18 protein-coding genes are annotated in these 17,691 nt (G+C 70.5%); 13 read left to right on the top strand and 5 right to left on the bottom strand.

The genetic code is table 11. The features are described 5' to 3' along the window. Positions 1-4: 4 nt before the first annotated feature. The gene (locus tag A5787_RS04110) at positions 5-820 is read right to left on the bottom strand and encodes a biotin--[acetyl-CoA-carboxylase] ligase (RefSeq protein ID WP_066962011.1); all 816 of its coding nucleotides are present in this window, start codon (positions 818-820) and stop codon (positions 5-7) included. Between the two features lie 51 nt (positions 821-871). On the opposite strand from A5787_RS04110, the gene A5787_RS04105 reads away from it, so the two are divergent. The 7 genes from A5787_RS04105 to A5787_RS04075 all read left to right on the top strand — a co-directional run bounded on the left by A5787_RS04105 (position 872) and on the right by A5787_RS04075 (position 7,338). Then, positions 872-2,512 (top strand): acyl-CoA carboxylase subunit beta, encoded by a 1,641-nt coding sequence (locus tag A5787_RS04105; RefSeq protein WP_066962008.1) that lies wholly within the window; start codon positions 872-874, stop codon positions 2,510-2,512. 35 nt (positions 2,513-2,547) lie between these two features. Further along, positions 2,548-2,787 carry an acyl-CoA carboxylase epsilon subunit gene (locus A5787_RS04100; protein WP_066962314.1) on the top strand — a complete coding sequence of 80 codons (240 nt, stop codon included), beginning with the start codon at positions 2,548-2,550 and terminating at the stop codon, positions 2,785-2,787. After that, positions 2,784-3,428, top strand: a complete 645-nt coding sequence (locus A5787_RS04095; protein WP_066962005.1) for a nucleoside triphosphate pyrophosphatase — start codon at positions 2,784-2,786, stop codon at positions 3,426-3,428. Before A5787_RS04100 ends, A5787_RS04095 begins: the two co-directional genes overlap by 4 nt. Positions 3,429-3,521: 93 nt before the next feature. Continuing rightward, positions 3,522-4,415, top strand: coding sequence for a sulfurtransferase (locus tag A5787_RS04090; RefSeq protein WP_066962002.1), 894 nt, complete (start codon positions 3,522-3,524; stop codon positions 4,413-4,415). Beyond that, complete coding sequence (locus tag A5787_RS04085) at positions 4,412-4,831, top strand: SufE family protein (RefSeq protein WP_066961999.1); 420 nt, start codon at positions 4,412-4,414, stop codon at positions 4,829-4,831. The genes A5787_RS04090 and A5787_RS04085 overlap by 4 nt, the downstream gene beginning before the upstream one ends. 118 nt (positions 4,832-4,949) lie before the next feature. Further along, positions 4,950-6,743, top strand: coding sequence for an acetyl/propionyl/methylcrotonyl-CoA carboxylase subunit alpha (locus A5787_RS04080; protein WP_066961996.1), 1,794 nt, complete (start codon positions 4,950-4,952; stop codon positions 6,741-6,743). Between the two features lie 175 nt (positions 6,744-6,918). Then, positions 6,919-7,338, top strand: coding sequence for an STAS domain-containing protein (locus A5787_RS04075; RefSeq protein WP_066961993.1), 420 nt, complete (start codon positions 6,919-6,921; stop codon positions 7,336-7,338). On the opposite strand, the gene A5787_RS04070 is transcribed toward A5787_RS04075, so the two are convergent. Next, positions 7,309-8,097 (bottom strand): RNA polymerase sigma factor SigF, encoded by a 789-nt coding sequence (locus tag A5787_RS04070; protein ID WP_066961991.1) that lies wholly within the window; start codon positions 8,095-8,097, stop codon positions 7,309-7,311. The two genes, A5787_RS04075 and A5787_RS04070, sit on opposite strands and share 30 nt — an antisense overlap. After that, positions 8,094-8,531: an ATP-binding protein gene (locus A5787_RS04065; protein ID WP_066961988.1), complete on the bottom strand. Its 438-nt coding sequence runs from the start codon at positions 8,529-8,531 to the stop codon at positions 8,094-8,096. Before A5787_RS04065 ends, A5787_RS04070 begins: the two co-directional genes overlap by 4 nt. Positions 8,532-8,777: 246 nt before the next feature. On the opposite strand from A5787_RS04065, the gene A5787_RS04060 reads away from it, so the two are divergent. Together A5787_RS04060 and usfY are read left to right on the top strand one after the other, a co-directional pair. Next, on the top strand, positions 8,778-9,158 hold the full coding sequence (locus A5787_RS04060) for a hypothetical protein (protein ID WP_066961985.1): 381 nt from the start codon (positions 8,778-8,780) through the stop codon (positions 9,156-9,158). Positions 9,159-9,180: 22 nt separating this feature from the next. Next, positions 9,181-9,516, top strand: coding sequence for a protein UsfY (usfY, locus tag A5787_RS26400; RefSeq protein ID WP_066961982.1), 336 nt, complete (start codon positions 9,181-9,183; stop codon positions 9,514-9,516). 15 nt (positions 9,517-9,531) lie between these two features. On the opposite strand, the gene A5787_RS04050 is transcribed toward usfY, so the two are convergent. Continuing rightward, positions 9,532-9,915, bottom strand: a complete 384-nt coding sequence (locus A5787_RS04050; protein WP_066961980.1) for a hypothetical protein — start codon at positions 9,913-9,915, stop codon at positions 9,532-9,534. Between the two features lie 247 nt (positions 9,916-10,162). On the opposite strand from A5787_RS04050, the gene A5787_RS04045 reads away from it, so the two are divergent. From A5787_RS04045 to A5787_RS04030, 4 genes are read left to right on the top strand one after another with little or no spacing between them, the layout of a single operon-like run. After that, complete coding sequence (locus tag A5787_RS04045; RefSeq protein ID WP_066961976.1) at positions 10,163-10,828, top strand: TetR/AcrR family transcriptional regulator; 666 nt, start codon at positions 10,163-10,165, stop codon at positions 10,826-10,828. A gap of 42 nt (positions 10,829-10,870) precedes the next feature. Continuing rightward, positions 10,871-15,433: an ATP-dependent helicase gene (locus tag A5787_RS04040; protein ID WP_066961972.1), complete on the top strand. Its 4,563-nt coding sequence runs from the start codon at positions 10,871-10,873 to the stop codon at positions 15,431-15,433. Between the two features lie 3 nt (positions 15,434-15,436). After that, entirely contained in the window at positions 15,437-16,192 is a 756-nt protein-coding gene (gene nei2 / locus A5787_RS04035) for an endonuclease VIII Nei2 (protein ID WP_066961969.1), read from the top strand. A 31-nt stretch (positions 16,193-16,223) separates the two neighbouring features. After that, positions 16,224-16,547, top strand: a complete 324-nt coding sequence (locus A5787_RS04030) for a DUF732 domain-containing protein (protein WP_066961966.1) — start codon at positions 16,224-16,226, stop codon at positions 16,545-16,547. Here A5787_RS04030 and pstS read toward each other — a convergent pair. Then, on the bottom strand, positions 16,542-17,654 hold the full coding sequence (gene pstS / locus A5787_RS04025) for a phosphate ABC transporter substrate-binding protein PstS (protein WP_066962311.1): 1,113 nt from the start codon (positions 17,652-17,654) through the stop codon (positions 16,542-16,544). The genes A5787_RS04030 and pstS overlap by 6 nt on opposite strands. Between the last annotated feature and the right edge of the window lie 37 nt (positions 17,655-17,691).

Below are 17,691 nucleotides of genomic sequence, written 5' to 3'. Positions count from 1 at the left end.
GCCGCTAGCGCAGATGCACCACGTCACCGGCGGAAACGACGACGGTTTGGCCCCCGGCCTCGAGGCACAGCCTGCCCTGGTCGTCGACGGCGGTCGCGGTGCCGACGACGTCCTTGCCGCCGGGCAGCTGGGCGCGCACGGCGTGGCCGATGGTCAGGCTGCGGGCCCGGTAGTCGGCCGCCAGCGCCCAGTCGGCGCCGCGCGCCGCGCGCCAGCCCACGATCCGCCTGCCGAGTTCGGTCAACACCGCGCAGACCAGCCGGTGGCGGTCGGGCGCGGCCACGCCGAGGTCGAAGAGCGACGTCGCCCCGGGGCCGTCGATCTCGTCGGCGGCCTGAGTCACGTTGAGCCCCATGCCAATTACCACGACCGGCCGCGCCACCTCGGCGAGGATGCCGGCCAGCTTTCCCGGGGAACCCGGTGCGCCGGCCAACACGTCGTTGGGCCACTTGAGGCCCGCGTGCACCCCGGTCACCTGCAGGACCGCGTCGACGATCGCCACGCCCGTGGCCAGCGACAGCCAGCCCCACCCCTCGGTCGGCACGTCGACGACGCTGACGCCCACCGACATGGTGATCTGGGCCCGCGGGGTGGCCGACCAGCCGCGGCCGTGCCGCCCGCGGCCGGCCGTCTGGTGCTCGGCGATCAGCACCGCCCCGGCGACGTCGGTCCCGGCGGCCGCGCGCGCCAGCAGGTCGGCGTTGGTGGAGCCGGTCTGCTCCACCACGTCGAGCTGGCGCCAGCCCAGGCCGGTCCCGATCAGCTCGGCGCGCAGCGCGGCTTGATCCAACGGTTGCCGAAGCGAATCGCGATCCGTCACTCCACCCAGCCTAAAACTCCGGCGCGGGGCCTGCCGATACCATCGAGTCCCATGACAAGCGTTACCGACCACACCGCCGAGCCCGCCGCCGAGCACACCATCGACATCCACACCACCGCGGGCAAGCTGGCCGAGCTGCACAAGCGGCGCGAAGAGTCGCTGCACCCGGTGGGCGAAGAGGCCGTCGAGAAGGTGCACGCCAAGGGCAAGCTGACCGCCCGCGAGCGCATCTACGCCCTGCTGGACGAGGACTCCTTCGTCGAACTCGACGCGCTGGCCCGGCACCGCAGCAAGAACTTCGGCATGGAGGCCAACCGCCCGCTCGGCGACGGCGTGGTCACCGGCTACGGCACCATCGACGGCCGCGACGTGTGCATCTTCAGCCAGGACGCCACGGTGTTCGGCGGCAGCCTCGGCGAGGTGTACGGCGAGAAGATCGTCAAGGTCCAGGAACTGGCGCTGAAGACCGGCCGCCCGCTGATCGGCATCAACGACGGCGCGGGCGCGCGGATCCAGGAGGGCGTCGTCTCGCTGGGCCTGTACAGCAAGATCTTCCGCAACAACATCCTGGCCTCCGGCGTGATCCCGCAGATCTCGCTGATCATGGGCGCCGCCGCCGGCGGACACGTCTACTCCCCCGCCCTGACCGACTTCGTGGTCATGGTCGACCAGACCAGCCAGATGTTCATCACCGGACCCGACGTCATCAAGACCGTCACCGGTGAGGACGTCACCATGGAAGAACTCGGTGGCGCCCACACGCACATGGCCAAGTCGGGCACCCTGCACTATGTCGCCTCCGGCGAGCAGGATGCCTTCGACTGGGTGCGCGACCTGCTGAGCTACCTGCCGCCCAACAACGCCACCGACGCCCCCCGCTACGCGGTGCCCGTCCCCGAGGGCGCGATCGAGGACAACCTCACCGAAGAGGACATGGAGCTCGACACGCTGATCCCGGACTCGCCCAACCAGCCCTACGACATGCACGAGGTGATCACCCGCATCCTCGACGATGACGAGTTCCTCGAGGTCCAGGCCGGTTACGCGCAGAACATCGTCGTGGGCTTTGGCCGCATCGAGGGCCGGCCGGTCGGGATCGTGGCCAACCAGCCCACGCAGTTCGCCGGCTGCCTGGACATCAACGCCTCGGAGAAGGCGGCTCGCTTCGTGCGGACCTGCGACTGCTTCAACATCCCGATCATCATGCTGGTGGACGTTCCGGGCTTCCTGCCGGGCACCGGCCAGGAGTTCAACGGCATCATCCGCCGCGGCGCCAAGCTGCTGTTCGCCTACGGCGAGGCCACGGTGCCCAAGATCACCGTCATCACCCGCAAGGCCTACGGCGGCGCCTACTGCGTCATGGGTTCCAAGGACATGGGCTGCGACGTCAACCTGGCCTGGCCGAGCGCCCAGATCGCCGTGATGGGCGCCTCGGGCGCGGTGGGCTTCGTCTACCGCAAGCAGCTGGGCGAGGCCGCCAAGAATGGCGAGGACGTGGACGCGCTGCGACTGCAGTTGCAGCAGGAGTACGAGGACACCCTCGTCAACCCCTACATCGCGGCCGAGCGCGGATACGTCGACGCGGTGATCCCGCCGTCGTACACCCGCGGGTACATCGGCACGGCGCTGCGCCTGCTGGAACGCAAGATCTCCCACCTGCCGCCCAAGAAGCACGGGAACATTCCGCTGTGAGTCGAGAGAGCGGGACGAACGCAGTGAGCGACGAGATGACAGACGAAACCCTGCACCCCCACGCACACGAGCCGCACATCCAGGTCCTCAAGGGCAAGCCGACCGACGAGGAGCTGGCCGCGCTGGTCGCCGTGCTGGGCGGCGTCGGCGGCGGCGTCCCCGAGCCCGCCGAGCCGGAGCGCACCCGCTGGGGGCTTCCCGTCGACCGGCTGCGGTACGCGATGTCCAACTATCAGCGGCTCACCGTGCAGCAGATGACGCACATGAAGCAGTGACCCGGCTGGTGCTGGGGTCAGCCTCTTCGGGTCGCCTGAAGGTGCTGCGCCAGGCCGGGGTCGATCCGCTGGTCGTGGTGTCCGGCGTCGACGAGGATGCGATCACCGCGAGTTTGGGATCGGGCGCTTCGCCCGCCGAGGTGGTGTGCGCACTGGCGGCCGCCAAGGCCGACCGGGTGGCCGACCGGGTGGCCGGGCAGGTGGATGCCGCCTTGGCGGCGGATTGCGTTGTGCTGGGCTGTGATTCGATGCTCTGGGTCGACGGGCGGCTGTGCGGTAAGCCCGGCTCGGCCGAAGCCGCCGAGGGCCAGTGGCGCCTGATGGGCGGCCGGTCCGGCCGGCTGCACACCGGGCACTGCCTGCTGCGGCTGGGCGACGGCGCGATCACCCACCGTGAGGTCGAATCCGCTTGCACCACGGTACATTTCGCGGAGCCAACCGAGGCGGATCTGCGGGCCTACGTCGCGGCCGGCGAGCCGCTGGGCGTGGCAGGGGGATTCACCCTGGACGGGCTGGGCGGCTGGTTCGTCGACGGGATCGACGGCGACCCGTCGAACGTGATCGGCGTCAGCCTGCCGCTGCTGCGCTCGCTGCTGGCACGGGTGGGCCTGTCGGTGGCCGCGCTGTGGGCTGGTAATTGACGGCGAGCGTCGACTCGTTGCGTCGAAAACCCCGAATTCCTAACAACAAGTCGACGTTGGGCGGGGACCAACCGGTTGAGTAGGCTCGGAGGCGTGCCATTACCCCCTGATCCGCATCCCTCCCTGACGGAATACGCCCACCCCGAACGACTGGTCACCGCCGACTGGCTGTCGGCCAACATGGGCGCTCCCGGCCTGGTGATCGTCGAGTCCGACGAGGACGTGTTGCTCTACGACGTCGGCCACATCCCCGGCGCGGTCAAGGTCGACTGGCACACCGACCTCAACGACCCGAGGGTCCGCGACTACATCGACGGCGAGCAGTTCGCGGAGTTGATGGACCGCAAGGGCATCGCCCGCGACGACACCGTGGTGATCTACGGCGACAAGAGCAATTGGTGGGCGGCGTATGCGCTGTGGGTCTTCACGCTGTTCGGCCACCCCGACGTCCGCCTGCTCAACGGCGGCCGCGACCTGTGGCTGGCCGAGCGCCGCGAGACCACCCTGGACGTCCCGACCAAGACGTCGACGGGCTATCCCGTCGTGCAGCGCAACGACGGGCCCATCCGCGCCTACCAGGACGACGTGCTGGCCATCCTCGGCAGCCAGCCGCTGATCGACGTGCGCTCGCCCGACGAGTACACCGGCAAGCGCACCCACATGCCCGAGTACCCCGAGGAGGGCGTGCTGCGCGGCGGGCACATCCCCACCGCCCGGTCGATCCCGTGGGCCAAGGCCGTCGACGACAGCGGCCGGTTCCGCAGCCGCGCCGAGCTCGAGGAGCTTTACGGCTTCCTGCAGCCGGACGACAAGACCGTCGTCTATTGCCGCATCGGCGAGCGTTCCAGCCACACCTGGTTCGTGCTCACGCATTTGCTGGGCAAGCCCGGGGTCCGCAACTACGACGGATCGTGGACCGAGTGGGGCAACACGGTGCGCGTCCCGATCGTCGGGGGCGCCGAACCGGGAGCCGTGCCGGTCCCATGAGCATGCCCGCGCCCCTGGCCGAGGTGGTGTCCGACTTCGCCGAGGTCCAGGGCCAGGACAAGCTGGCGCTGCTGCTGGAATTCGCCAACGAGCTGCCGCCCCTGCCCCCGGAGCTTCAGGAGGCGGCGATGGAGCCGGTGCCCGAATGCCAGTCGCCCCTGTTCCTGCACGTCGACGCCAGCGACCCGGGCCGGGTGCGGCTGCACTTCAGCGCGCCCGCCGAGGCGCCGACCACACGGGGGTTCGCGTCGATCCTGGCCGCCGGTCTCGACGAACAACCCGCCGCCGACATCCTGGCGGTGCCCGAGGATTTCTACACCGATCTGGGTCTGGCCGCTCTGATCAGCCCGCTGCGGCTGCGCGGCATGTCCGCGATGCTGGCCCGGATCAAGCGCCGCGTGCGCGAGGCGGCCTGATCACAAACGGATTGGAGACCGGGTTTGGGGGCGCACGGCGCGCCGCATAAACTTCCCCGGACAAGACTTGTAAGAAAATCTCTTAGAGACGAAGACGTCCAGCCAAACAGGAGGCGCAGTGGCCAGTCACGCCAGCTCGAGGATCTCCAAGGTGCTCGTCGCCAACCGCGGTGAGATCGCCGTGCGGGTGATCCGCGCGGCCCGCGATGCGGGCCTGCCCAGCGTGGCGGTGTATGCCGAGCCCGACGCCGACGCGCCGCACGTGCGGCTGGCCGACGAGGCGTTCGCGCTGGGGGGCCAGACGTCGGCGGAGTCGTACCTGGACTTCGGCAAGCTCCTGGACGCGGCCGCGAAATCGGGCGCCAACGCCATCCACCCCGGCTACGGCTTCCTGTCGGAGAACGCCGACTTCGCTCAGGCCGTGATCGACGCCGGCCTGATCTGGATCGGGCCCAGCCCGCAGTCCATCCGCGACCTCGGCGACAAGGTCACCGCCCGCCACATCGCCGCCCGCGCGCAGGCCCCGCTGGTGCCCGGCACCCCGGACCCGGTCAAGGACGCCGACGAGGTGGTGGCCTTCGCCAGGGAGTACGGCGTGCCGATCGCGATCAAGGCCGCGTTCGGCGGCGGCGGCAAGGGCATGAAGGTCGCCCGCACCCTCGAGGAGATCCCCGAGCTCTACGAATCGGCGGTGCGCGAGGCGGTGTCGGCCTTCGGCCGCGGCGAGTGCTTCGTGGAGCGCTACCTGGACAAGCCGCGCCACGTCGAGGCCCAGGTGATCGCCGACCAGCACGGCAACGTCGTGGTCGCCGGCACCCGCGACTGCTCGCTGCAGCGCCGCTTCCAGAAGCTGGTCGAGGAGGCGCCGGCCCCGTTCCTGACCGACGCGCAGCGCAAGGAGATTCACGAGTCGGCCAAGCGGATCTGCAAGGAGGCCCACTACTACGGCGCCGGCACCGTCGAATACCTGGTCGGCCAGGACGGCCTGATCTCGTTCCTGGAGGTCAACACCCGCCTGCAGGTCGAACACCCCGTCACCGAGGAGACCGCCGGCATCGACCTGGTGTTGCAGCAGTTCAAGATCGCCAACGGCGAGAAGCTCGACATCACCGAGGACCCCACGCCCCGCGGGCACGCCATCGAGTTCCGGATCAACGGCGAGGACGCCGGCCGCGGGTTCCTGCCCGCCCCCGGGCCCGTCACCAAGTTTCACCCGCCGACCGGCCCGGGCGTGCGGCTGGACTCCGGCGTCGAGACCGGCTCGGTGATCGGCGGCCAGTTCGACTCCATGCTGGCCAAGCTGATCGTGTACGGCGCCAACCGGCACGAGGCGCTGGCCCGCGCGCGCCGCGCGCTGGCCGAGTTCGAGGTGGAGGGCCTGGCGACGGTCATTCCGTTCCACCGCGCCGTGGTGTCCGACCCGGCGTTCATCGGCGACGAGAACGGCTTCTCGGTGCACACCCGCTGGATCGAGACCGAGTGGAACAACACGGTCGAACCGTTCACGGGCGGCGAGCCCCTGGACGAGGAGGACGCCCGGCCCCGCCAGAAGGTGGTCGTCGAGGTCGGCGGCCGCCGGCTCGAGGTGTCGCTGCCCGGTGACCTGGCGCTGTCCAATGGTGCCGCCGACCCGGCCGGCGTCATCCGGAAGAAGCCCAAGCCGCGCAAGCGCGGGTCGCATGGCGGCGCGGCGGCCTCCGGCGATGCGGTGACCGCGCCCATGCAGGGCACCGTGGTCAAGGTCGCCGTCGAGGAAGGTCAGGAGGTCGCCACCGGCGACCTGGTGGTGGTCCTCGAGGCGATGAAGATGGAAAACCCGGTCACGGCCCACAAGGACGGCACCATCACCGGCCTTGCGGTCGAGGCCGGCGCGGCCATCACCCAGGGCACGGTCCTCGCCGAGATCAAGTAACCGTTCGGTTACCGAACGTTGTCGGCCCGCCCCACCACGGGTAGGGTCGGGTCAGGTTGAGTCCACAGCCGCCCGGATCACGTCGGGGCCGCGGGGCATGAGACGCCCGGTCTTGAACCGCCACGGACCGCCTGACGTCATCCACAGCAGGACCCTCCAAATGACGGAGACAAGCATGTCTGTGGCCCAATCTTGGCAACAAAGCCGCACGGCCCAATTCACCGCTCGCTGGAGCGCGGTGGGCACCGTGATCACCGCCGATGGCGAGCTCGACGCCGCCAACGCCGATCAGCTCGCGGCGTACGTGCAACGCAGCGTCAGGCGTTCGCGGCGCATAATCCTGGACCTACGCGGCCTGGAATTCATTGGCACGGCTGGTTTTTCGGCGATACACCGGATCAACGTCGCGTGCTCGGCGGCCCAGGTGCACTGGGCCATGGTGCCCAGCGCGGTGGTGGAGCGGTTGTTGCGCATCTGCGACCCCGACGGCGCGCTGCCGGTGACGACGCCGCAGGCCGAGCAGCTGTTGAGGCCGACCCGGGCCGACGGCTCGGGGTCGCGACCGCTACTGCAGCTGGTCCCGCAGCCGCGTTAGCGACTTGGCCAGCAGCCGGGACACGTGCATCTGGGAGATGCCCACCCGCTCCGCGATCTGCGTCTGGGTCATCGACTCAAAGAACCTGAGCACCAATACCATTCGTTCCCGCTCGGGCAGCGCCTCGAGCAACGGACGCAACGCCTCGCGATCCTCGATGCGGTCGAGGCCGGCGTCCACGTCGCCCAGGGTGTCCGCGATGGCACGGGCGTCGTCGTCGTCGCTGCCGCCACCGGTGTCGATGGACAACGTGTTGTAGGAGCTGCCCGCCACCAGGCCCTCGACGACCTCGTCGCGTTCCATCCCGAGTTCCGAGGCGAGTTCGGTCGCGGTCGGCGCCCGGCCCAGCCGTTGCGACAGATCGGCGGTGGCGGTGCCCAGCCGCAGGTGCAGTTCCTTCAGCCGCCGCGGGACCTTGACCGACCAGCTGTTGTCACGGAAGTGCCGGCGGACCTCCCCCATGATGGTGGGCACCGCGAAGGAAACGAAGTCCGATCCGGTCTCGACGTCGAAGCGGACGACGGCGTTGACCAAGCCGACCCGCGCCACCTGAACCAGGTCGTCGCGCGGTTCGCCCCGGCCCTCGAACCGCCGGGCGATGTGATCGGCCAGCGGCAGGCAGCGCTCCACGATCTTGTCGCGCTGGCGCTGGAATTCCATCGAGTCGGAGGCGACGCCGGCGAGTTCACGGAACATGTCCGGGACGTCGGCATACTCGTTCGGCCGCGAGACCGAACCGCCTGCAGCTCGCGCTGTCACCTGCTAGAGGCCGCCCGTCGCGCGGTCAGCGTGATACCGAAAACGCTGCCCGTTTCGTTGGGCTCGCGGCCGTCGTGGAAAGTATGGACTTCGTCGGCCAGGGAGGTCAGGACGTGCCAGCTGAAGCTGCCGGGCGCCACCACGTCGTGGGTGTCGCACGCCGCGGAGGCCTCCACCACCAATTCGTCGTCCTGCGGGTCGACCACGACGACCAACGTCGCGTCCGGCGTGGCCGAGCGGATCAGGCGGGTGCACACTTCGTCTACCGCGAGTCGCAGGTCGGCGACCGCATCGAAATCCAGGTCCTCGAACGTGCCGATGGCGCCCACGAGCGTGCGCAGCATCGCCAGGTTCTCCAGGCGTGCCGCGACATGCAATTCGACGGCGCGATGGCCGCGTTGATGCCTGTTGGCGCGCGATCCCGCATCGGTCATATGGTCTCCCGGCAATGTCGGCTCGACACTACTACTGCTAGGCAGCCCGCCGTCGACCGTCGGTTCCAACCGATTGGTCATGCGGCACGACCGGGATCGCACTGGTCATGGTGATCGGTCTGGCCGTAGGCAGCAACGGTTCCGGCATTCATGATTTAGAGCTGATACCCACTTGCGGTGGCGAATAACCCAGCAAGGCGCGTTGGCTGCTTAACAGTCGCAACGCCGCGACCTACACTGAACTGCATGAAGCAGGCTCTGCTTCGCGCAGTTGTGCTTCTCGCGTCATGGTCGATCGGACTGCTGGTGGCGGCCCGGGTCGTTCCGAACGTTTCGGTGTCGGCATCGGCGTTCGTGGTCGCCGTTTTATTGTTCACCGCGTCGCAGGCCACGCTGTCGCTGGCGATCGTCCGGCTGCCGCGCGCGTACGCATCGCTGCTCCTCGGGGCCACCGGCCTGGTCCTGACGCTCGTCGCGCTAACGCTGGCCGCGGTCTTCACCCACGGGCTGTCCATTCACGGCGTCGCGTCCTGGGCCGCCGCAATCGTGGTGGTGTGGCTGATCACCACGATCGGGGCGATATCGCTGCCCGAGGTGCTCGCTCGCGATCGGGCCGTCCCGGCCTGACCGGACGACGAAGGGAAGCGTTATGGGCGACAGGCATCGCGATCCGACGGATCATTTCCGGACCACCCAACCGCACGCCGGATTCACCATGAAGGACAACCTCTACTGGCCCGGGTTCATCCTGCTGATCGTCGCGTTGGGCGGAATGATCAGCACGACGGCCGCCGCCGCTTACGGGCACTACGAGTGGCTCGCCACGACGAGCCTGGTCGCCGTGCTCGGAGTGATCGCGGCGGCGCTGTGGTTCGTCGTGGAGCATCGCCGGGTGGCCCGCATCGACGAGCAATGGCAGCGCGTCGCGGAACCCGACGCCGCATCGCGCCGGCCCGCCGTCAGTCAGGAGCCCGCCGGGTCCTGAGCTACGGAACCTGACCTACAAAGCCAGCAGCGGCCCGGCGATGGGCGAAACACCCAGGCCGAGGGCCACCACCATCAACGTGAACAAGAACCAGCCGGCGCCGTGCCATCCCCACCAGGTGCCGTGCGCCTTCCACACCCGGTACGTGCGCAGGAAGGCCCAGAGGCCCCCGGCAAACAGAATCAGCGGACCACCGAAGGCCAGCATCGTGCGCTGCGGCGCGCCGCAGGCCGCGGTGTCCACGCCCGTCCCAGGGCAGGTGCTGACCCACAGCGCGGCCAGGACCACGAACCCCACCCCGGCCGCGGCGGCGAGCACGGCAAACCGGATGGCGGCGTGCACCTCGCCGTCCTCCTGCCCCAAGCGGTCGCCGGGTGACCGCTCATCCGCTTTGTGCATAGCTGCCCCTCATGTCCTGCTGCCAGCTGCCTTTTGTCCATCGCTCGCCGCGCCGATTTAGTTACCGACCCCGTAGCGGCGCCCACCCAAGGCGAAAGATCGCAGGGGAACAAATACCCGGCGGGAAACCGCGGTAAACGGCCGTTACTCCCGGACACGACCGCCCTGACCAGGGCATTCGGCTCGGATCAACCGCGAGTGCGCTGGTGTGGCGGCCGTCTCATTTCAGATGAGTACTATCTGACACATGCCGACAGCCAGGAGGCGGTTATCCCCTGCGGATCGACGCGCCGAGCTGCTCGCTTTGGGGGCAGAAGTCTTTGGGAAGCGACCCTACGACGAGGTCCGCATCGACGAGATAGCCGAGCGCGCGGGGGTGTCGCGCGCGCTGATGTATCACTACTTCCCCGACAAGCGGGCGTTCTTCGCCGCGGTCGTCAAGGACGAGGCCGACCGGCTGTACGAGGCGACCAACAACCCCCCGCCCGCCGGCCTGACGATGTTCGAGGAGATCCGGATGGGTGTGCTGGCCTACATGGCCTATCACCAGCAGAATCCGGAGGCCGCGTGGGCCGCCTACGTGGGCCTCGGCCGGTCCGACCCGGTTCTGCTCGGCATCGACGACGAGGCCAAGAACCGCCAGATGGAACACATCATGTCCCGCATCGGCGAGGTCGTCAGCGGGATGCCGGACACCAGCGCGCTGCAACCCGATGTCGAGCGGGACCTGCGGGTGATCCTTCAGGGCTGGCTGGCGTTCACGTTCGAGATCTGCCGTCAGCGCATCATGGATCCCACGACCGACGCGGACCGGCTTGCCGACGCCTGCGCGCACGCGCTGCTCGACGCCATCGCCAGGGTGCCCGAGATCCCGGGTGAGCTCTCGGAGGCCATGGCCACCGCGCGCCTCTGACGAGGCCCGCACTTTGTCGGTGCGCATTGGCACGATGGTGAAATGAGCACTCGCGCCGATCCCCGCCCCGACCCGCTGGGCCGGTTCAGCGCGATCACGCGCGAGTGGTTCCAGGCCACCTTCGCGGCGCCGACCACCGCGCAGGCCCAGGCCTGGGACGCCATCGCGCGGGGCGACAACACCCTGGTGATCGCCCCGACCGGATCCGGCAAGACGCTCGCGGCGTTCCTATGGGCCCTGGATAGCCTCGCCGGCTCGGCCGAAAGGCCGGCCGGCACCCGGGTGCTGTACGTGTCCCCGCTCAAGGCGCTGGCGGTCGACGTCGAGCGCAACCTGCGCACCCCGCTGGCGGGGCTCACCCGAATCGCCGAGCGCCACGGGCTGGCGGCCCCCGACATCAGCGTCGGCGTCCGCTCCGGGGACACGCCGCCCGCCGCGCGCCGTCAGCTCATCGCGCACCCGCCCGACGTGCTGATCACCACCCCCGAGTCGCTGTTCTTGATGCTGACCTCGGCCGCGCGCGAAACGCTGGCGGGCGTGCAGACGGTGATCGTGGACGAGATCCACGCCATCGCGGGCGGCAAGCGCGGCGCGCACCTGGCGGTGTCGCTGGAGCGGCTGGACGAGCTGCGGGAGGGGCGCCCGGCGCAGCGCATCGGGCTGTCGGCGACCGTGCGGCCGCCCGAGGAGCTGGCGCGATTCCTGTCCGGAGGAGGCCCCACCACTCGGACAACGGTGGTGGCCCCGCCGTCGGCCAAGACCATCGAGCTCACCGTGCAGGTGCCGGTGCCCGACATGGCCAACCTGGCGAACAACAGCATCTGGCCCGACGTCGAGGCGCGCCTGGTCGACCTGATCGAATCGCACTCCTCGACCATCGTGTTCGCCAACTCGCGGCGACTGGCCGAACGACTTACCGCGCGACTCAACGAGATTCACGCCGAGCGCTGCGGGATCGCGCTCGGAACGGACCTCAACGCGCAGGTGCCCGGCGGCGCGCCGGCCCACATCATGGGCAGCGGCCAGACGCTGGGCGCCGACGCCGTGCTCGCGCGCGCCCACCACGGTTCGGTCAGCAAGGAGCAGCGCGCCCTGGTCGAAGAGGACCTCAAGCGCGGGTTGCTCAAGGCGGTGGTGGCGACGTCGAGCCTGGAGCTGGGCATCGACATGGGCGCCGTCGACCTGGTGATCCAGGTGGAGGCGCCGCCGTCGGTGGCCAGCGGCCTGCAGCGCATCGGGCGGGCCGGCCACCAGGTCGGCGAGGTGTCCCAGGGGGTGTTGTTCCCCAAGCACCGCACCGACCTGATCGGCTGCGCGGTGACGGTGCAGCGGATGCTCGCGGGCCAGATCGAGACGATGCGGGTGCCCGCCAACCCGCTGGACATCCTGGCGCAACAGACCGTGGCGGCCGCCGCGCTGGAGCCGCTGGACGCCGACCGGTGGTTCGACACCGTGCGGCGGGCCGCCCCGTTCGCGACGCTGCCGCGCAGCGTGTACGAGGCCACCCTGGACCTGTTGTCCGGCAAGTACCCGTCCACCGAATTCGCCGAGCTGCGGCCGCGCCTGGTCTACGACCGCGACGCCGGAACCCTGACCGCGCGGCCGGGTGCGCAGCGGCTGGCGGTGACCTCCGGCGGTGCCATCCCCGACCGGGGGCTGTTCACCGTCTACCTGGCCAGCGAGGCCGAAAAGCCCTCGCGGGTCGGCGAACTCGACGAGGAGATGGTCTACGAATCGCGGCCCGGCGACGTCATCTCGCTGGGCGCCACCAGCTGGCGGATCACCGAAATCACGCACGACCGGGTGCTGGTGATCCCCGCGCCGGGACAGCCGGCCCGGTTGCCGTTCTGGCGCGGCGACGACGTCGGGCGCCCGGCCGAGCTCGGCGCCGCACTGGGCGCTTTCACCGGCGAGCTGGCCGGACTGAAGCGAGCGGCGTTCGACAAACGTTGCGACGCTTTGGGTTTCGACGCCTACGCCACCGACAACCTGTGGGGGCTGCTGGACGAGCAGCGGACCACCGCCGGGGTGGTGCCCACCGACACCACCCTGCTGGTCGAGCGGTTCCGCGACGAGCTCGGCGATTGGCGGGTGATCCTGCATTCGCCGTACGGGCTGCGGGTGCACGGACCGCTCGCGCTGGCGGTGGGGCGTCGGCTGCGCGAACGCTACGGCCTCGACGAGAAGCCGACCGCCTCCGACGACGGCATCGTGGTGCGACTGCCCGACACCGGGTTTTCCGGCGGCGACGACGCCCCACCCGGCGCCGAGCTCTTCGTCTTCGACGCCGACGAGATCGACCCGGTCGTCACGGCCGAGGTGGGCGGCTCGGCGCTGTTCGCGTCGCGGTTCCGTGAGTGCGCGGCCCGCGCGCTGCTGCTGCCGCGCCGGCACCCGGGCCGCCGCTCGCCGCTGTGGCACCAGCGCCAGCGCGCGGCCCAGTTGCTGGACGTGGCGCGCAAATACCCCGATTTTCCGGTGGTGCTGGAGACCATCCGCGAATGCCTGCAGGACGTCTACGACGTGCCCGCCCTCGTCGAGTTGATGACGGGCATCGCCCAGCGCAAGGTGCGGGTGCTCGAAGCCGAAACGGCGAAGCCCTCCCCGTTCGCGGCCTCCCTGCTGTTCGGCTACGTCGGCGCGTTCATGTACGAGGGGGACACCCCGCTGGCCGAGCGCCGGGCCGCGGCGCTGTCGCTGGACAGCACGCTGCTGGCCGAGCTGCTCGGCCGGGTGGAACTGCGCGAGCTGCTCGACCCCGACGTCATCGCCGCGACCGGCCGGCAGTTGCAGCACCTGTCGGCCGAGCGGGCCGCCCGCGACGCCGAAGGCGCCGCGGACCTGCTGCGGCTGCTGGGCCCGCTGACCTCCGACGAGCTTTCGGAGCGGGCCGGCGGCGCCGACGTCGGGGGCTGGCTGGAGGGGTTGCGGGGCGCCCGGCGCGCGCTGACGGTGTCCTTCGCGGGGCGCAGCTGGTGGGTGGCCATCGAGGACATCGGGCGGTTGCGCGACGGGGTCGGCGCCGCGGTTCCGCTGGGCGTGCCGATCGCCTTCACCGAGGCGGTGGCCGACCCACTGGGCGAGCTGCTGGGCCGCTACGCGCGCACGCACACCCCGTTCACCACGGCCGAGGCCGCCGGCCGGTTCGGCCTGGGGCTGCGGGTCACGGCCGACGTGTTGGGCCGGCTGGCCGCCGACGGCAAGCTGGTGCGCGGCGACTTCGTCACCGCCGCCGAGGTGCCCGGCGCCGGGGGCGGCGAGCAGTGGTGCGACGCCGACGTCCTGCGCATCCTGCGGCGGCGCTCGCTGGCGGCCCTGCGCGCGCAGGTGGAGCCGGTCAGCACCGCCGCCTACGGGCGATTCCTGCCGGCGTGGCACCACACGACGTCGCCGCAGTCGGGCATCGACGGGCTGGTCTCGGTGATCGACCAGCTGGCCGGCGTCCGGGTGCCGGCCTCCGCGCTGGAACCGCTGATCCTGGCGCCCCGGATCCGGGACTACTCCCCCGCGCTGCTCGACGAGCTGCTCGCCACCGGCGAGGTCACCTGGTCGGGCGCCGGGTCGATCTCGGGCAGCGACGGCTGGATCGCGCTGCACGCGAGCGATTCCGCGCCCCTCACGCTGTCCGCCCCCGCCCCGCTGGATCTCACCGACGCCCACCGCGCGATCCTGGACACCCTGGCCGGCGGCGGCGCGTACTTCTTCCGCCAGCTCGCCGAGGCCGGGGTCCCCGACCCGGCGCTCAAAGAGGCGCTGTGGGAACTGATCTGGGCCGGCTGGGTCACCGGGGACACGTTCGCGCCGGTGCGCGCCGTCCTGGGCGGCGCGGGAGCCCGCAGGCGTTCGGCGCCGGCGCACCGGACGCAGCGACCGCCGCGGCTGAGCCGCTACAGCGTCGCGCACGCGCAGCACCGCAGCACCGACCCGACCGTGGCCGGGCGGTGGTCGGTGGTGCCGGCCCCGGAGCCGGATTCCACGGTGCGGGCCCACTATCAGGCCGAGCTGTTATTGAACCGCCACGGCGTGCTCACCCGGGGCGCGGTCGCGGCCGAGGGGGTGCCGGGCGGCTTCGCGACGATCTACAAGGTGCTGAGCACGTTCGAGGAGGCCGGCCGCTGCCAGCGCGGCTACTTCGTCGAGTCGCTGGGCGGCGCCCAGTTCGCCGTCGCCTCCACCGTCGACCGGCTGCGCAGCTACACCGACGGGATCGACCCCGAGCGGCCCGCGTACCGGGCCGTCACGCTGGCCGCCGCCGACCCGGCCAACCCCTACGGCGCCGCGCTGCCCTGGCCCGCCTCGGGCGCCGAAGGCGCGCGGCCCGGCCGCAAGGCGGGGGCGCTGGTCGTCCTGGTCGACGGCGAGCTGGCCTGGTTCCTGGAGCGAGGCGGGCGGTCGCTGCTGACGTTCACCGACGACCCCGCTGCCGACCATGCCGCGGCCGCGGCGCTGGCCGACCTGGTCACCGCCCGGCGCGTCGCGTCGATCCTGGTGGAACGCATCGACGGGACGCCGGCGCTGCAGCCGCACGACGGGCCCGGCCGGGTGGCGGACGCCTTGCACGACGCCGGATTCGCCCGGACCCCACGCGGAATGCGGCTGCGCTGAACCATGCCCGAGGGCGACACCGTCTGGCACACCGCGGCGACGCTGCGCGAGCACCTGGCCGGTCGCACGCTGACGCGCTGCGATGTCCGGGTGCCGCGGTTTGCCACCGTCGACCTGACCGGCCAGGTTGTCGACGAGGTGCTCAGCCGCGGCAAGCACCTGTTCATCCGGGTCGGGCGGTCCAGCATTCACTCCCATCTGAAGATGGACGGCAGCTGGCGCGTGGGTAACCGGCCGGTGCGGGTGGACCACCGGGCGCGAATCATTCTGGAGGCCAACGGCATTCGCGCCGTGGGCGTCGACCTGGGCGTACTGGAGATCCTGGACCGCGACCGCGACGGCGACGCGGTCGCGCACCTGGGACCCGACCTGCTGGGCTCCGACTGGGACCCGGTGCGCGCCGCCGCCAACCTGGCGGCGCGCCCCGACCGGCCGATCGGCGAGGCGCTGCTGGACCAGCGGGTGCTGGCCGGGATCGGCAACGTCTACTGCAACGAACTGTGTTTCGTCAGCGGCCACCTGCCCACCGCACCGGTCAGTGCCGTCACCGACCCGCGCCGGCTGGTGAGCCGCGCCCGGGACATGCTGTGGACCAACCGCTTCCGCTGGAACCGCTGCACCACCGGCGACACGCGGGCGGGCCGGCAGCTGTGGGTCTACGGGCGCGCCGGGCAGCCCTGCCGCCGCTGCGGCACGCTCATCAACTTCGACGACGGCGGCGAGCGGGTGGCGTACTGGTGCCCGTCCTGCCAGCGCTGAACTTCGAACCGCGGCATGTAATGATCTTCCGGTGTCAGCGACCACCCGGATATTGCGCGCCCTGGGCGCGGTTGTCACGCTGCTCGGCGCGGCGGCGGCGGCCTGCCCGGCCGCGTGCGCCGACGCGGTCGACAACGCGTTCGTGACGGCGGTGAAGAACAAGGGCATCGAGTTCGCGTCGCCGCAAGCGGCGATCGTCGCCGGTCACGAGGTCTGCGACGAACTGGATCTCGGTAAGCAGAAGTCCGACATCGCCTCCGAGGTGATGACCAACAGCAACCTGGACGGCTATCGCGCCGGGTACTTCATCGGCGCGAGCGTCGCGGCGTACTGCCCGAGGTACCGCGCGTCATGAGATGGCGTCGACCGCGGCCGACAACCGCGGCTTGAACTCCTGCGGGATGGGGATGTACCCGTTGTCCGCCAGGCCGTCCTGCCCGGCACCGATCGTGCTGTGCAGGAACGCCTTCACGGCCGCACCGACCTGCGGGTCGGGATACTTCGAGCACACGATCTCGTAGGTCGCCAGCACGATCGGGTAGGCGTCGGGCTGGTTGGGCCGGTAGAAGGAGATGGTGTCGAGGGCCAGGTCGTTGCCCTGCTTGATGAACCAGGCGGCGGAGATCGTCTTGCCCACCGAGTCCGCGCCGATCGCCACCGGGTCCGGGCCGGCCGACGTGATGACCTTGGCCATGTTCAGGTGCTGCGCCTGGGCGAACGACCATTCGTTGTAGGTGATCGACCCCTCGGTGCTCTTGACGGCGGCCGCGGCACCGTCGTTGCCCTTGGCGCCCTCCCCGACGCCGCCGTTGAATCCCTTCCCGGCGCCCTTGCCCCACGCGCCGTTGGACGCGGTATCGAGGTAGCGCTGGAAGTTGTCCGTGGTGCCGGACTCGTCGCTGCGGAACACCACGCGAATCGGCTCGGCCGGCAGGGGGACGCCGGGGTTCAGCGCCTGGACCGCGGGATCGTTCCAGGTCGTGATGCCGCCGTTGAAAATCCTGGCCGCGGTGGCACCGTCGAGGCTCAGGCCGGTCACGCCGTTGACGTTGAAGGCGATCGCGATGGGGCCGAACACCACCGGCAGATTCCAGGCGGGCGACCCGCATCGTTGCTGCGCGCGTGCGTACTCGTCGGCGCTCAGCGGCGAGTCCGAGCCGGCGAAATCCGTCTGGTTGCCCAGGAATTCGGCGATCCCCGCGCCGGAACCGTTCGGCGTGTAATTCAGCGACTGCCCGGCGCAGGCCTCTTCGAAGGCCTTGACGAATCGGGTCATCGCGTTCTGCTGGGCGGTGGAGCCACTGGCCCGCAGCGTCGGCCTGCCGCCGCAGGCGACCTTCGCCGGCGGCGCGCTCGTGGTCGCGGTGCCCCCGGCGGTGTGATGGTCGCCACCGCAGGCCGACAACAGCGCCGCACCGGTGACCAGAATGCTCGTTGCGACCCCAAATCGATTGAGCTTCAAGCGAATTCCCGCGAACAGACCGGGTGGGACGATCGTC

The organism is Mycobacterium sp. 852002-50816_SCH5313054-b (assembly GCF_001667185.1).
In the GTDB taxonomy this organism is placed as follows: Bacteria; Actinomycetota; Actinomycetes; order Mycobacteriales; family Mycobacteriaceae; genus Mycobacterium.
The sequence above is the reverse complement of the archived record's forward strand: the minus strand, read 5'-3'. Positions and strand labels throughout refer to the sequence as shown.